This is a genomic window from Nocardioides sp. CER19, assembly GCF_029846275.1.
Lineage (GTDB): Bacteria > Actinomycetota > Actinomycetes > Propionibacteriales > Nocardioidaceae > Nocardioides.
Genome location: NZ_JARVWS010000001.1, coordinates 1,669,273 through 1,683,797, shown reverse-complemented (window position 1 = coordinate 1,683,797; position 14,525 = coordinate 1,669,273). Strand labels below are relative to the sequence as shown.

14 protein-coding genes and 2 tRNA genes are annotated in these 14,525 nt (G+C 71.2%); 6 read left to right on the top strand and 10 right to left on the bottom strand.

Going from position 1 to position 14,525, the window contains the following annotated elements:
• Positions 1 to 246: 246 nt before the first annotated feature.
• Positions 247 to 690: an Hsp20 family protein gene (locus QDS12_RS08285; protein ID WP_279878374.1), complete on the top strand. Its 444-nt coding sequence runs from the start codon at positions 247 to 249 to the stop codon at positions 688 to 690.
• Positions 691 to 976: 286 nt separating this feature from the next.
• Positions 977 to 1,387, top strand: coding sequence for a hypothetical protein (locus tag QDS12_RS08280; protein ID WP_279878373.1), 411 nt, complete (start codon positions 977 to 979; stop codon positions 1,385 to 1,387).
• Positions 1,388 to 1,526: 139 nt separating this feature from the next.
• On the opposite strand, the gene QDS12_RS08275 is transcribed toward QDS12_RS08280, so the two are convergent.
• The 5 genes from QDS12_RS08275 to QDS12_RS08255 all read right to left on the bottom strand — a co-directional run bounded on the left by QDS12_RS08275 (position 1,527) and on the right by QDS12_RS08255 (position 5,069).
• A tRNA-Glu gene (locus QDS12_RS08275) sits at positions 1,527 to 1,602 on the bottom strand.
• Positions 1,603 to 1,677: 75 nt separating this feature from the next.
• Positions 1,678 to 1,749 (bottom strand) — tRNA-Gln (locus tag QDS12_RS08270).
• Between the two features lie 55 nt (positions 1,750 to 1,804).
• The gene (locus tag QDS12_RS08265; RefSeq protein ID WP_279878372.1) at positions 1,805 to 2,767 is read right to left on the bottom strand and encodes a type II CAAX endopeptidase family protein; all 963 of its coding nucleotides are present in this window, start codon (positions 2,765 to 2,767) and stop codon (positions 1,805 to 1,807) included.
• Between the two features lie 11 nt (positions 2,768 to 2,778).
• Positions 2,779 to 4,242, bottom strand: coding sequence for a glutamate--tRNA ligase (gltX, locus tag QDS12_RS08260; protein ID WP_279878371.1), 1,464 nt, complete (start codon positions 4,240 to 4,242; stop codon positions 2,779 to 2,781).
• Between the two features lie 5 nt (positions 4,243 to 4,247).
• A complete protein-coding gene (locus QDS12_RS08255) occupies positions 4,248 to 5,069 on the bottom strand; it encodes a fumarylacetoacetate hydrolase family protein (RefSeq protein WP_279878369.1) in 822 nt (273 codons plus the stop codon).
• A 32-nt stretch (positions 5,070 to 5,101) separates the two neighbouring features.
• On the opposite strand from QDS12_RS08255, the gene QDS12_RS08250 reads away from it, so the two are divergent.
• Positions 5,102 to 6,046, top strand: a complete 945-nt coding sequence (locus QDS12_RS08250) for a 3-methyladenine DNA glycosylase (protein WP_279878368.1) — start codon at positions 5,102 to 5,104, stop codon at positions 6,044 to 6,046.
• Between the two features lie 75 nt (positions 6,047 to 6,121).
• Here the strand turns inward: QDS12_RS08250 and QDS12_RS08245 are convergent, their stop codons facing one another.
• Positions 6,122 to 6,679: a TetR/AcrR family transcriptional regulator C-terminal domain-containing protein gene (locus tag QDS12_RS08245; protein WP_279878367.1), complete on the bottom strand. Its 558-nt coding sequence runs from the start codon at positions 6,677 to 6,679 to the stop codon at positions 6,122 to 6,124.
• Positions 6,680 to 6,785: 106 nt separating this feature from the next.
• Here QDS12_RS08245 and QDS12_RS08240 point away from each other — a divergent pair, with 106 nt between their 5' ends.
• From QDS12_RS08240 to QDS12_RS08230, 3 genes are read left to right on the top strand one after another with little or no spacing between them, the layout of a single operon-like run.
• A complete protein-coding gene (locus tag QDS12_RS08240; RefSeq protein WP_279878365.1) occupies positions 6,786 to 7,385 on the top strand; it encodes a biotin transporter BioY in 600 nt (199 codons plus the stop codon).
• Positions 7,378 to 8,055 carry an ABC transporter ATP-binding protein gene (locus QDS12_RS08235; RefSeq protein WP_279878363.1) on the top strand — a complete coding sequence of 226 codons (678 nt, stop codon included), beginning with the start codon at positions 7,378 to 7,380 and terminating at the stop codon, positions 8,053 to 8,055. The genes QDS12_RS08240 and QDS12_RS08235 overlap by 8 nt, the downstream gene beginning before the upstream one ends.
• Positions 8,052 to 8,660 carry an energy-coupling factor transporter transmembrane protein EcfT gene (locus QDS12_RS08230; RefSeq protein ID WP_279878361.1) on the top strand — a complete coding sequence of 203 codons (609 nt, stop codon included), beginning with the start codon at positions 8,052 to 8,054 and terminating at the stop codon, positions 8,658 to 8,660. Before QDS12_RS08235 ends, QDS12_RS08230 begins: the two co-directional genes overlap by 4 nt.
• Positions 8,661 to 8,816: 156 nt before the next feature.
• On the opposite strand, the gene QDS12_RS08225 is transcribed toward QDS12_RS08230, so the two are convergent.
• The 4 genes from QDS12_RS08225 to QDS12_RS08210 all read right to left on the bottom strand — a co-directional run bounded on the left by QDS12_RS08225 (position 8,817) and on the right by QDS12_RS08210 (position 14,482).
• On the bottom strand, positions 8,817 to 10,211 hold the full coding sequence (locus QDS12_RS08225) for an amidase (protein ID WP_279878359.1): 1,395 nt from the start codon (positions 10,209 to 10,211) through the stop codon (positions 8,817 to 8,819).
• 18 nt (positions 10,212 to 10,229) lie between these two features.
• Positions 10,230 to 10,805 carry a GNAT family N-acetyltransferase gene (locus QDS12_RS08220; RefSeq protein WP_279878356.1) on the bottom strand — a complete coding sequence of 192 codons (576 nt, stop codon included), beginning with the start codon at positions 10,803 to 10,805 and terminating at the stop codon, positions 10,230 to 10,232.
• Positions 10,806 to 10,823: 18 nt separating this feature from the next.
• A complete protein-coding gene (cimA, locus tag QDS12_RS08215; RefSeq protein WP_279878354.1) occupies positions 10,824 to 12,386 on the bottom strand; it encodes a citramalate synthase in 1,563 nt (520 codons plus the stop codon).
• A gap of 509 nt (positions 12,387 to 12,895) precedes the next feature.
• Positions 12,896 to 14,482 carry a serine/threonine-protein kinase gene (locus QDS12_RS08210; protein WP_279878351.1) on the bottom strand — a complete coding sequence of 529 codons (1,587 nt, stop codon included), beginning with the start codon at positions 14,480 to 14,482 and terminating at the stop codon, positions 12,896 to 12,898.
• Positions 14,483 to 14,525: the final 43 nt, after the last annotated feature.

Sequence of the window (14,525 nt, the reverse complement as noted above, 5' to 3'; positions counted from 1 at the left end):
CGCAGCAGGTCCAGCTCGGTGCCCCTCGCCAGGCCGAGGCCGGACACCTCCGGGCCGTTCGTCGCGCCTGGCGTCGTGAACACCAGCGAGCCCTTCAGCTGTCGACGCGGTCACACTGCCTGCTCGCCGAAAATGTTGCCCTCCGAGGCTTGACATCGCCGTGACGTCGGATTACAAGAAATCTGTAACGGTTGATACAGGTCGTGGGCTGCATCGGCCCACCCGAAGCAGAATCAGGAGGACGCCATGTTGCTGCGCACCACCGACCCGTTTCGTGACTTCGACCGCCTGACCCAGCAGCTGCTCGGTACCACGAGCCGTCCCGCCGTGATGCCGATGGATGCCTGGCGCGAGGGTGACCGGTTCGTGATCGAGTTCGATCTGCCCGGGGTCGCGAAGGAGACGATCGACCTGGATGTCGAGCGGAACGTGCTCACCGTCCGCGCTGAGCGCGGCACCCGGAACGGCGACTGGGAACCGCTGGCCAGCGAGCGGCCGCGCGGCGCCTTCAGCCGGCAGCTCGTGCTGGGCGACAACCTCGACCTCGAGCACATCGAGGCTTCCTACGACGCCGGTGTACTGCGGCTGGTCGTGCCCGTCGCCGAGAGGGCCAAGCCCCGTCGCATCGAGATCGGGAGCGCTCACGACGCCGTGCAGGGCAGCACCGAGAAGCAGGCCATCGAAGCCTGAGCGACGGCTGACCCCTCACGCACCGAGGAGGTGAAAGAGACTCACCATCCCACCTGCTCTCCCTCAGTTGTTCCTCCGAGACGAACGACGAGCCGCCGACCACATCCGGAGGGCACCGCATTGCCCGGTACAGGCACGCACCGGCGTCGGCCCCTCGAAGCAGGCGCTGCTGATGCGCGGACCGCGGCTCGTCGTTCCCCGGGCACGGCCGAGACCGGGCGCACGCGCTGCCGCTCTGTCCAGGCCGCACCCACCCCCGACCAACCCACCTCCACGGAGTAACACGATGTACCCCTCCCGGGAGGCGCGCGAGCTCGCGATCTTGCTGCGGATCAGCCGAGAGCTCGACATCTGCGGAGACGTCACCGCCACCGTGGACAATCCCTCCGAGATACTCGCCTGGGCGACCATCCTGTCCCGGCCCCACGTCCGCGCCTGGCGCGCCCAGGACTCCGGGCACCGCTACATCCAGGTCACCGCCGACCACCAGCACGCCCCGGTCCGCGGCCACGTCGCAGCCGTCCTGGACGGTGAGCACCACCAGGAGTTCTGGACCCAGTGCGGGTTGAGCCAGCTCGAACCCGGCGACACCCAGGAGTTGAGTACCGCCGAGCTCGCCCAGGCCTGGGAAGCCATGCCGATCACCCCCGTCGACGCAGTCGCACCTCCCCAGCCACCTCCCGCCGGTGCGGCATGACCACCTGGGCGCAATCCGATCCATGACGACACGTTCCAGAGTCGAGTGATGGCTGCAGAACGCCGATCGAGCCGCAGACACGCGGACACAACGGCAGAGGCCCTGGCCAGCATCTCTGCTGACCAGGGCCTCGTGTCGCTGGTACCCCCGACCGGATTCGAACCGGCGCTACCGCCTTGAGAGGGCGGCGTGCTAGGCCGCTACACAACGGGGGCATTGTCTTTCGACTTGCAGAACACTAGCCGGGGCCGTGTTTCCGCACCAAATCCTCGCTTTTCCGCTCGGATCCGCTGGTCTACTAGGACTCGAACCTAGACTAACTGGACCAGAACCAGTCGTGCTGCCAATTACACCATAGACCATCGACTCAGTAGTCGATCGGCTCCTCCGCCTGGGCGGCTGAACCGAGATGGAACCTTACACGGACGGGGTTTGGCCGACCAATTCGGTGGCACCTTCAGCCGCCTCGCCCGACGTCCTCGTCGCGATGCGCAGCCGGCGGGCGACGTACGTGACCAGGGCGAGGTAGACGAGCGATTGCGTCAGGGTGCTCGGGATCATCCACCAGCTTCCGCCGGAGGCGTTCAGCGTGTCGGTCATGTCGCCGAACAGGAGGGCCAGGCCGAACGCCAGGAAGTTGTTGAGGACGTGCATCGCGATGCCCGCCTCGAGGCCGCCGGTCATGATCACGAGCACGCCCGCGACCAGGCCGAACGCGAACCTGTCGAAGAACACCGGGGCGTCCTGGGCGCCGTGGGCGAGCGCGAAGAGCAGGGCGGGTACGACGACCGCGACCCAGCGCTTCCGGAACAGCCCGCCGACGGCCTGGGTGAGGTAGCCGCGGAACGCGTACTCCTCCCCCGCTGCCTGCAGCGGGGTCAGGAACACGATCACGAGCAGGAACTGCCCGGTGGTCGAGGTCCAAGGGTTCAGGTGGCCGCCGACGTCGCCCGCGTCGCCGGCCGATGGGAGCAGCGCGGAGACGATCAGGGTGGCCAGCAGCGCCAACACCGAGAGGAAGAGGCAGATCGCCAACCAGCCCCACCGGACCCGACCCACGACCGACGCGACCCAGCCGGGCTTGAGCCACCCGTGGAGCACGTAGGTCAGGATCATGACCGTCGGGATGGCCGATGCCAGCGCGAGGTTGAGGAACGCCAGCGACGCCGGCGTGACCGTGTCACCGGTGAAGTGCTGGATCGCCTGGTCGTAGGTGTCGCCCTGGGAGACGAAGTAGACCGTGAACAGCGCGATCAGCACGAGCGGGAAGAGCATGAACCCGAGAAAGTTCAGCAACAGGACGAAGACGCCGATGAGCGCGCGCCACCAGCTCGTCTGACCGCCGCGGTGGATCTCCTGGTACTCCAGCCCGGCCCGCATCGGCGCGCCCCTCAGGAGAGCGCCGACCGGAGCCGACCGAGACTGCGGTCGCGGCCGAGCAGCTCGAGGGACTCGAACAGCGGCGGGCTGATCCGGCGGCCGGTGACGGCCACCCGGACCGCGCCGAACGCCACCCGCGGCTTGAGCCCCATCTCCTCGACGAGTGCGAGCGTCAGTGCGTCGCTGATCCTCGCCGCCGACCACGGCTCGACCCGCGCGAGAGCGTCGTACGCCGCCTGGACGACCGCCTGCCCCTCGTCGGTGTCGACCAGCTTGGCCTTGTCGGCCTCGTCGACGGTGAAGTCCTCCTCGGCGATGAAGAGGAAGCCGAGCATCGAGGACGCTTCGGTGAGCTTGTTGATCCGCTCGGCGACGAACGGCATCGCCAGCTCGAGCAGCTGCTGGTCGGCCGGGCTGACCGGATCGGTGAGCACGCCGTCCTTCTTGAGGTAGGGCAGCGCGCGGTCGGTGATCTCCTCGACGGAGAGCATCCGCATGTGGGAGGCGTTGATCGCCTCCGCCTTCTTGAGGTCGAACCGCGCGGGGTTGGGGTTGACGTCCTTGATGTCGAACGCCTCCACCATCTCCTCGAGCGTGAAGACGTCGCGGTCGGCCGCGATCGCCCAGCCGAGCAGGGCGAGGTAGTTGAGCAGGCCCTCGGGGAGGAACCCGTCCTCGCGGTAGCCGAAGAGGTGCGCCTGCGGGTCGCGCTTGGAGAGCTTCTTGTTGCCCTCGCCCATGACGAACGGCAGGTGACCGAACTCGGGCACGCCCTTCGAGATGCCGAGCTCGACGAGCGCCTGGTGGAGCGGGATCTGGCGCGGCGTGCTCGAGAGCAGGTCCTCGCCGCGCAGCACGTGGGTGATCTCCATGAGCGCGTCGTCGACCGGGTTGACCAGGGTGTAGAGCGGGTCGCCGTTGGCGCGGCACAGCGCGAAGTCGGGCACGTACTGCGTCTCGAACGTGATCTCGCCGCGGACCAGGTCGTCCCAGGTGACCGAGCCGTCGGGCATGCGGAACCGGACGACCGGCTGGCGGCCCTCCGTCACGAAGCGGTCGAGCTGGTCCTGGGTGAGGTCACGGCAGTGGCCGTCGTACCCCATCACCTTGGAGCCGCTCTCCAGCCGGCGCGCAGCGACCTCGTCGTTGGTGCAGTAGCAGTCGTAGGTGAACTTCGAGTCGGCGAGCCGGGCGAGGACGTCGCGGTAGAGGTCGCCGCGCTCGGACTGGCGGTAGGGGCCGTGCGGGCCGCCGACGAGCGGGCCCTCGTCCCAGTTGAGGCCGAGCCACTCCATCGCGCCGATCATCGCCTCGAGGGACTCCTCGGTGCTGCGCTCCTTGTCGGTGTCCTCGATGCGGAACACGAAGGTGCCGCCGTGGTGCCGCGCGAAGGCCCAGTTGTAGAGCGCCGTACGAGCGAAGCCGACGTGCGGGGAGCCGGTCGGGGACGGGCAGAAACGGACGCGAACGGTCACTTCACTCACTTCTTCACGACGGGATTGGTCAGGGCGCCCAGGCGCGACGAGGTCACCTCGACCTCGTCGCCGGCCTGCATCGGGCCGACGCCGGCGGGCGTGCCGGTGAGGATGACGTCACCGGGCAGGAGGGTCATCGCGGCGCTCACGTGCTCGATGATCCGGGGGATGTCGAAGATCAGGTCGGCGGTGCTGCCGTCCTGCTTGAGGTCGCCCTCGAGGTAGGTCTTGAGGTCGATGCCGGCCTTGATCTCGTCGAGGGTCAGCTCGGTCTCGATCCACGGGCCCAGCGGGCAGAACGTGTCGAAGCCCTTCGCCCGGCTCCACTGCTTGTCCTTGACCTGCAGGTCGCGCGCGCTGACGTCGTTCGCGAGTGTGTAGCCGAAGATGACGTCGGCCGCCTTGGCCGCCGGGACGTCCTTGCAGATCCGGCCGACGACGACGGCGAGCTCGCCCTCGAAGTGCACGTTCTCGCTCTGGGCCGGGTAGACGATGCTGTCGCCCGGTGCGATGACGCTCGTGTTGGGCTTGAGGAAGAACATCGGCTCCTCGGGAGCGTCGCCGCCGGTGACGTCCTTCATCTCCGCGACGTGGTCGGCGTAGTTCTTGCCGATCGCGACCACCTTGCTGCGCGGGATCACCGGCGCGAGCAGCTTCACCTCGCTCAGCGGCAGCGCCTGCTGCGTCGGATTGAGGCCGGCGTAGAGCGGGTCGCCGGCCAGGACGAGGATCTGCGCGTCCTCCTCGGGCTGACCGAACTGGTCGAGCTCACCGGCGATCACGCCGTACTGGGGGTCTCCGCCGGTGGTGAATCTCGCGATGCGCACCCTCGGAGCCTATCGACCTAGCCTTGTGCTCCGTGGAGGTGCTGTCGCGGGACGAGTGGGAGGCGCGGGCGGCGTCACACCGCGCCCGGCTGGCCCCGTACGTCGACCCGCACCTCGCGCGCCGGGAGACCGGCACCAAGCACCCGGTCCACGACTTCCTCTTCGGCTACTACTCGCAGCGCCCCGCCCAGCTGCTGCGCTGGCACCCGGGGTTCGGCGTGGGGCTGGCCGACGCGCCGACGTACTCGTCGCTCAAGGGGTACGCCGGCGTCGCTGGCCGAGTAGCGAGCGCCAGCGATCTCGGAGGTCGAGTAGCGAGCGCCAGCGAGCGTATCGAGACCCGTGTCGAGACCGTCTCGGCCGAGTACCTCGCCTCGCAGCGCGTCCTGCTCGAGACGCTGCTCCGCCTGCTCCGCGCGACCGCGTCGCGGCCGGCGAACCTCGGCTGCTTCGGGATGCACGAGTGGGCGATGGTCTACCGCGCCGACACGACCCGCCATCCGGTGCCGCTGCGTCTCGGCTCGACCGCCACCGACACGGTCGTCGAGTCCCACCGGATCGCCTGCTCGCACTTCGACGCCTACCGTTTCTTCACGCCGGACGCGGTGCCCCTCAACGCGCTCTCCCCCGAGGCCGACGACCGGCCGGACTTCGAGCAGCCCGGCTGCCTGCACGGCGGGATGGACCTCTACAAGCACGCGTTCCGGCTCTCACCCCTCGTCCCGTCCGACCTGGTGGCCGACGCGTTCGAGCTCGCGTGGGACATCCGGATCCTCGACATGCGCGCGGCGCCGTACGACATGACGGGTGTCCGACTCGACCCGAGCGGCGATCCGTGGACGCCGGTGCCTGTCGAGACGGCCGAGGGCAAGCGTGAGTACGCCGAGCTGCAGCGATCCTTCGCCGATCGGGCCGCCCCGATCCGCCAGCGTCTCATCGAGGAATGCGAGCGGCTGCTGAGTGGCGGGCGCGGCTGAGGTGAACGTCAGCCCGGTCATCTTCCGGACGGTTGCAGGGTCAGGAAGATGACCGAACTGACGTTGACAGGTGGCTCAGGCCCCGCGTACGGCGACGGCGAGCTGGATCCCGGCCATGACCAGCCCCAGCCCCGTCTCGAAGTCCGACGCCTCCCGCGGCTCGTCGTCGATGGCGCCGACGGACGCCGCCTGGAGGTGGGTCTGCTCGTCGACCGCGTGCCCGTAGACGAAGTGGAGCAACGTCCGCGCGGCGACCGTGGCGAGCTCGCCGAGGCCGGCCTCGGCCAGCGCGTCGACGAGCGCCTCGTAGGGATGTGCGGCGCCGAGCCCGAACGACCACACGGTCGCGACGACCTCCGCGCCGTCGCGATAGGCCAGCAGCGAGTCGCGCAGGACCGAGCAGATGCCGGTCGCCCGCTCCTCCCACAACCCCTCGAGCGGCCAGGACGCCCGGGCCAGGATCTCGTCGGCGACCGCAGCGAGCAGCGACTGCTTGTTGGCGAAGTGGTGGTAGAGCGCGCTGGGCTGCACCCCCAGCTCCGCGCCGAGCCGTCGCATGGTGAGGTCGGCCAGGCCGCAGCCGTCGAGCACGTCGACGGCCCTGGCGACGACGTCGTCGCGGCGGTAGCGCATGTGACCTACTCCCAGGATGAGACACGTTGACCGGCAAGGCGCGGCCAGCCTAACCTGAACGCCGTTCACCTGACCACCGTTCAGGTCCCGACAGGAAGCCCGACGCATGACAACGACCGACACGACGACGACTGCCGTCGACGTACGCCGCCGCTTCACCACCACCGACCTCGCGCTCATCGCCGTCTTCGCCGCGCTCATCGCCGTAGCGGCGTACACCGCCGGCATCCCGGTGGGCGGCGCCGGCGTCCCGATCACGCTGCAGACGTTCGCGCTGATCCTCACCGGTCTCGTGCTCGGGCCCGTGCGGGGCTTCCTCGCCGCGTCGCTCTACCTGCTGCTCGGCCTCGTGGGCCTGCCCGTCTTCGCCGAGCACACCTCGGGCGCCGCCGTGTTCACCGGCCCGACGGCCGGCTACCTCTACAGCTTTCCTGTGCTCACCGCGGTCGCCGGCCTCGGCGCGGTCCTCGTCGGCGTCAAGCGCACGCGGGCGCTGTTCCTGTTCGTGCCCGCCGTCGCGGCCGTCCTCGTCAACCACGCGGCCGGCATCACCGGCCTCCGCCTGGCCCTGGACGTCTCGTGGGCGAAGGCGGCCTCCTTCGACGCCCCCTTCTGGGTCGGCGACCTCATCAAGGCCGCCGTCGCTGCCATCGTCGCCGCCGAGGTCCACCGCGCCTTCCCTCGGCTCCTGGGGTCTCGTGGCTGAGATCCGCTTCGAGGGCGCCGGTGTCACCGCCGGCGGCCGCACGATCCTGGGCCCCACCGAGCTCGTGCTGCGCGAGCAGCGGATCGCGGTCATCGGCGGCAACGGCTCCGGGAAGTCGACGCTCGCGCGCCTCGTCAACGGGCTGGTCGAGCCGACGGTCGGGCAGGTGCTGGTCGACGGGCTCGACACGGTGCGGCAGGGGGCGCAGGTACGCCGCAGGGTCGGGTTCTGCTTCACCGATCCGTCCGCACAGCTGGTCATGCCGACCTGCGTCGAGGACGTCGAGCTCTCGCTGCGCAAGCGGCTCCCCCGGGCCGAGCGACGCGCGGCCGCGCTCGCCACGCTGGAGCGCTTCGGGCTGGCGGACCGCGCGGACGTCAGCGTGCACGCACTCTCCGGCGGCCAGCGGCAGATGCTCGCCCTGGCCGGGGTCCTCGCGGTCGAGCCGGATGTGGTCATCGCTGACGAGCCCACGACCCTGCTCGACCTCGCGAACACGCGCCGCATCGGCGACCTGCTCCTCTCCCTTCCCCAGCAGCTGATCCTCGTGACGCACGACCTCGACCTGGCCGCGCGCTGCGACCGGGTGCTGGTCGTGGAGGACGGCGCCGTCCGCTATGACGGTGCGGCTCGGGACGCCGTCGCCGACTACGTGGGGTCGGTCGTGTGAGCTTCCTCGACAGCCTCGGCGTCTACCGCCCCGGCAACTCGCTGCTGCACCGGGCGCCGGTCGGCCCCAAGCTGCTCGGCCTGGTGGTCGCGAGCATCGCGCTCGTCGTCGTACGCGGGCCGCTGTCGGCCGTGCTCTTCCTGCTCGGCGGCGCCGCGCTCGCCGTGGTCGCCCGGATCCCGTTGCTGCAGGTGCTGCGCGCGCTCCGCGCTCTGCTGCTGCTCGCGCTGGCCGTCGCCGCGCTGCAGTGGTGGTCGTCGGGGCTCGAGCGGGCCGTCGAGTCGCTGCTGGACCTGCTCACGCTCGGCCTGCTCGGTCTGACGCTGAGCCACACCACGGCCGTCACGGACATGCTCGACACGTTCGTCCGCTGGATCACCCCGCTGGGCCGGTTCGGCGTCGACGCGGAGCGGGTGGCGCTGACCGTCGGACTGGCGATCCAGTCGCTGCCCGCGACGCTCACCCTGGCGCTCGAGACGCGCGACGCCGCGCGGGCGCGCGGGCTGCGCTCGCCGCGCGCCTACCTCACCCCCTTCGTCATCCGCGTCGTCGCCCGGGCGCACGAGACCGGGACCGCGCTCCACGCTCGGGGTATCGGGGACTGACCCGGTTCTTCCCGCTGCCGCAGGGGGCGGTGGGTGTGCTGTCCGCGCGCTGCTGGTTCGTCGAGGTATGCAGCCGAACCGTCACTCCCCCAGCGGAACTCCGCGCGGGAAGTGCACCTTGGGCTGCATACCTCGATGAACAGACACCCGCAACGCTCACCACCCCGGCGGCCGACGGGTGAACCCGCCGACAGCCTCCTCGACCTGAGCGGCGAGGGAGAACAGCAGCTCGTCCTCGGCCGGCCGGGCGGCGAGCATGACACCGACGGGGAGACCGGACGGCGTCCAGTGCAGCGGCAGCGAGACGGCCGGCATCCCGGTGACGTTCCAGGCGGAGGTCCACGGGGTGAACCGCTTCTGGTTCTCGAAGTCGCGCTCGGGGTCGGCGTCGTCGCGGATGGCACCGACCGGCAGCGGCGGTACGGCGAGGGTGGGCGTGAGCACGGCGTCGTACGGCGCCAGTGCGGTCAGCGCCTGGGCCGCGAAGCGCCGCATCGCGCCGATGGCGAGCCCAAACTCGGGCCCGGACACCGCGCGACCTCGCTCCGTCAGCCAGCGGGTGAGCGGCCGCAGCATCCCCTCCCGCTCCGGCGGGACGACCGACAGCGCGGTGAGGACCGCCCAGCACGTCTCGAACACCGGCACGGCCTCCGGCGGCAGAGGCACGGGTACGTCGACGATCTCGTGGCCGAGGGACTCGAGCAGCGTGGACGCGTCCGACCAGGCCCGTCCGACCTCGGGGTCGACCGACGCCGAGGCGATGACCGGCTCGATGAACCGCGCGATCCGCAGCCGCCCGACCGGCCGGTCGCAGGCCTCCAGGTAGTCGCCCACCGGCGCCCACGACGGGTCCCCGACCCGGCGACCGGCGAGTACGTCGAGGAAGGCGGCCGCGTCGCGCACGGACCGGGCGAGCGGCCCGGCGGTCGCGAGGCCGACGGGGTCGCCGTACATCGGCGACCCGGAGATCACCCCGCGCGACGGCTTGAAGCCGACGATCCCGCAGCACGACGCGGGGATGCGGATCGAGCCGCCCCCGTCCGAGCCCTGGGCGACGGGCACCAGCCCGGCGGCGACCGCGGCCGCGGCACCTCCCGAGGAGCCGCCGGCTCCCCGCGTCCGGTCCCACGGCGTCACGGCAGGGGGCGCGACGTCGGGCTCCGTGTAGCAGGGCGAACCGAACTCGGGCGTGTTGGTCTTCCCGAGCGAGATCATCCCGGCGGCCTCGATGGAGAGCGTCACGTTGTCGGAGATCTCGGGCACGTGGTCGGCGAACGCGGCGGAGCCGAACGTCGTGCGTACGCCGGCGGTGAGGTTGAGGTCCTTGATCGCCGTGGGCACGCCGAACAGCGGCGACTCCCCCACCGGCTGCACCGCGAGCGAGCGGGCGCACGACGAGATCCGCTCCTCGGCGAGCGTCACGAAGGCGCCGACGTCGTCGAGCTTCTCGATGCGCTGCAGGTAGTGCTCGGCGAGCTCGCCCGGCGACACCTCGCACCGGCGGACCAGCTCGCCCTGCTCCAGCGCTGACAGGTCGTGGAGGTCGGTCACGGCGCGAGGCTACGCCGCTCAGGCACCGTGCGACAGGGCGCGCCACTCCCGGTCGAGCATCGCGAAGTCGATCTCCGTGCTCCAGCGACCCTTGAACCACTCGTTCTCGTGGAGCACCGCCTCCTGGCGCATCCCGAGGCGGCGCAGCACGGCCGCCGATCCGGGGTTCTCGGCGTCGATCCGGGCGATCACCCGGTGCAGCCCGAGCTCCTCGAACGCGAGCCCGAGGGCGGCACGCCCGGCCTCGGTGGCGTAGCCCCGGCCCCAGTGGTCGGGGTGCAGCTGGTAGCCGAGCTCGCCCGACCGGTGCTCCTCGCTGTGCCAGAAGAGCATGACGTCGCCGGCGAGCCGGCCGGTGTCCTTCACGACGATCCCGAGGGTGAGCGCCTGCTTCTCGGCGTCGAGCTCGTGCCGGGTGAACTCCGGCTTGGCCAGCCGCTCCTCCACCTGCTCACGGGTGCGCGGCTCGTAGGGCACGTAGGCGCACACCTCGGGCAGCGACTGGTAGGCGTGGACCGAGTCGACGTCCTCGGAGGTCAGCGGGCGGAGCAGGAGGCGCTCCGTCTCGATGGGGTAGGTCGGTGCGAGTCTCACACGCCCCACCCTGGCAGGTCAGCGGTGTCGGCGCAGCCCGAATGTCAGACCGTCGACGAGCGCCTCCCACGACGCCTCGATGACGTTCTCGCCGACACCGACGGTCACCCACGAGGCGTCGGCGTCGGAGGTCTCGATCAGTACGCGCGTCTTGGCGTCGGTGCCGTGGCTCTCGTCGAAGATCCGGACCTTGTAGTCGGTGAGCTCGAACTGCTGCACCTCCGGGAAGGCCTGCCCGATCGCGGCCCGCAGGCCCGCGTCGAGCGCGTTGACCGGGCCGTTTCCCTCACCGGTCACGACATAGCGGACGCCGTCGGCGACGATCTTGACCGTGGCCTCCGTCAGCCCGGCCTTGTCACCGGCGCCGTCGCTGATGACCCGCCAGGACTCGACGTCGAAGTACGCCGGCCGGGTGCCCTCGACCTCCTCGACGAGCAGCAGCTCAAAGGACGCGTCGGCCGCCTCGAACGTGTAGCCGCGCGACTCCAGCTCCTTCACCCGGTCGGTGACGCGCTTCGCGAGCTCGCTGCTCAGCTCGAAGCCGAGCTCACGACCCTTGAGCTCGATCGAGGCGCGACCGGCCATGTCCGAGACGAGCAGCCGCATGTCGTTGCCGACCCCGAGGGGGTCCATGTGCTGGTAGAGATCGGGGTCGACCTTGATCGCGCTGGCGTGCAGGCCGGCCTTGTGCGCGAACGCCGACGAGCCGACGTACGGCTGGCGCGAGGCGGGCGGGACGTTGGTGACCTCGGCGATCGCGTGCGCGGTCCTCGTCGCCTCGCGCAGCAGCCCCTCCGGCAGCACCGGCCGGCCGAGCTTGAGCTCGAGGTTGGCCACGACCGCGATGAGGTCGGCGTTGCCGGTGCGCTCGCCGTAGCCGTTGACCGTGCCCTGGACGTGCGACGCCCCGGCGTCCACGGCCGCGAGCGTGTTGGCGACGGCGCAGCCGGTGTCGTTGTGGCAGTGGATGCCCACCTTGGCGCCGGTGGCCGACACCACCTCGTTGACCACGTCGGCGACCCAGGTCGGGAGCATGCCGCCGTTGGTGTCGCAGAGCGCGACGACCTCGGCCCCGGCCTCGGCAGCGGTGCGCAGGACCTCGATCGCGTACGCCTTGTTGGCGCGGTAGCCGTCGAAGAAGTGCTCGGCGTCGAGGAAGACGCGCTGCCCCTCGGCACGCAGGTGGCCGACGGTGTCGCGGATCATCGCGAGGTTCTCGTCGAGCGTGGTCCGCAGGGCGAGCTCGACGTGCCGGTCGTGCGACTTGGCGACGAGGGTGACGACCCCGGCTCCGGAGTCCCGCAGCGCCGCGACGAGCGGGTCGTCGGCCGCCTTGAGGCCGGCACGACGGGTCGCGCCGAACGCCGCCAGCTGGGCGTGCTCGAGCTTCAGCTCGGTCCGGGCGCGCTGGAAGAACTCGGTGTCCTTCGGGTTGGCACCCGGCCAGCCGCCCTCGATGTAGCCCACGCCGAGCCCGTCGAGCTGGCGCGCGATCGCCAGCTTGTCGACCACCGAGAGGTTGAGGCCCTCCTGCTGCGCGCCGTCGCGCAGCGTGGTGTCGTAGACGTGGAACTCGCTCATCAGTCCAACTCCTGGGGTGTTGCGGGCACAAAAAAACCTCTCGGGGTGCGAGAGGTCGGCGCGTCAGGTTCCTGACGCGCTAGCTAATGATCGTGCCCAGCTGCATGCCCGCCATTCTGCCACCGGAGCCCGTCATGCGGACGTGGAGTCTTGACATCCGGTCAGCCCGCGCAGGACTCGCAAAGTGTCACCGTGACCATTGGCGGGTCCGGTGACCCTTCGGAACGGTCACCCGACCCGCCAGGGGTCACCGTGACACTTTGGCGCGGGGCGGGCCGGCCGGGTGTCCGCCAACGGTCACCGTGACAGTTCGCGCCATCAGTGACCCTTCGGAACGGTCACCCGACCCGCCACGTGTCACCGTGACACTTCCGCGCGGGGCAGGCCGGCCGCGTGTCCCCCAACGGTCACCGTGACAGTTCGCGCCATCAGTGACCCTTCGGAACCGTCACCCGACCCGCCACGTGTCACCGTGACACTTCGGCGCGGGGCGGGCCGGCGACCAGACGTCAGTCCCCGAGCGCCGACAGCGGCGCGCCGCTCGCTGGCAACCAGTCCGCGCCGCTGGAGGCGAGCCCGCCCAGCAGGCCGCCGAGCGCGACCACGACGGCCAGGGCGATCACCCAGCCACGCAGGCCGCGGGAGAGCGGTCGGACGACCCGGTTGACCGGCGAGCGCAGCCGGGAGCCACCGGGCCCCCACCACAGCGAGCCGACCAGCACCAGGCCGGCGACCGGGAGCGTCACGGTCGGAGCTGCGGCGACGGCGTAGCAGACGAGCATCGCCGCGACCGCCAGGCCGCAGGCCCACAGTGCGAGCAGGACCGTCGCCGGCAGGGAGCGGAGCAAGTCCCAGGGAGCGCCGAGGACCAGGCGTGGGCCGTCGTACCACTTGGCGCCGCGCAGGCGACGCCGCTCCCCCACCATCGAGGCGGCGAGCGAGCCGGTACGCAGCAGCCAGACGAGGACGACCAGGGCGGCGAGGCCGGCCCAGGGGTACGCCGCCACGCCGGCCGCGGCCGTGAGCCCTGTCGCCGCGAGCAGGACGAAGCGCCGAGCCCGCTCGCTGAAGCCGGGCGGACCGGCCGGCTCCGGAGCGATCGGGACGTCCCAGGGCGCAGGCTCGACCCGGGTCTCCGCGTCGGGCATCCCATCGGGCAGCGCGTCAAGCTCGTCGTGGAACAGCGCGAGCGGCATCGTCTCGATGGGCGCGGGCGTCGGCGGTACCGGCGGCAGCGGTGCCGACACCGCCCGGGCGATCGGGGCCGGGCCGTGGCCGCGCAGCCAGGCCAGCAGACGGTCGACGGTGGGCCGGCGCCCCGGCTCGGGGCTGAGCGCCGCGTCGAGCACCTCGCGCAGCTGGGACGGTACGCCGTCCAGGTCGTGCTCGCCGCGCCGCGCGCGGTCCATCACGGCCATCGACGGCCCGCGTCCGTACGGCGGCCGGCCGGTCGCGGCGTAGGCCACGGTCGCGGCCCAGGCGTGCACGTCGACGGCCGGCGTCGGGTCGTCGCCGTAGAGGATCTCCGGCGCGAGGTAGCCGGGCGTGCCGAGCAGCCAGCCGGTCTGCGTGAGCTTGGGATCGTCGGCGACCCGGGCCAGCCCGAAGTCGATGAGGACCGGGGTGCGGCCCTCCATGAGGACGTTGGACGGCTTCACGTCGCGGTGCAGGACGCCGGCCTCGTGCACGGCGGCGATGCCCTCGAGCAGGCACCGCGCGAGCCAGGACAGGTCGTCGCCGCGCACCGGGCCCTCGCGCGCCACCTCGTCGTGGAGGGAGAGGCCCGGCACGTAGCGCGTCGCGATGTAGGGCACGGGCGCCCACGGGTCGGCGTCGATGATCTCGGCGACCCAGCGGCTCCGGACCCGCCGGAGCGACGCGACCTCACGAGCCAGCCGGGAGCGCGTCTCGTCGTCACCGACGACGTGGGGGCGCAGCACCTTGAGCGCCACCCGCTGCCCGTCGGAGCGACGGGCCAGGTGCACGACGCCCATCCCACCTTCGCCGAGGGGCGCGAGCAGGGTGTAGCCGCCGATGGCCCGCGGACCCTCTGGCTCCCCCGGCCTCGGCACTCGCTCCCGCGGTGCTGTGGACACGCCCTGAGACTAACCGCCGAATCGGCGCATCCTGGTCTCAGGA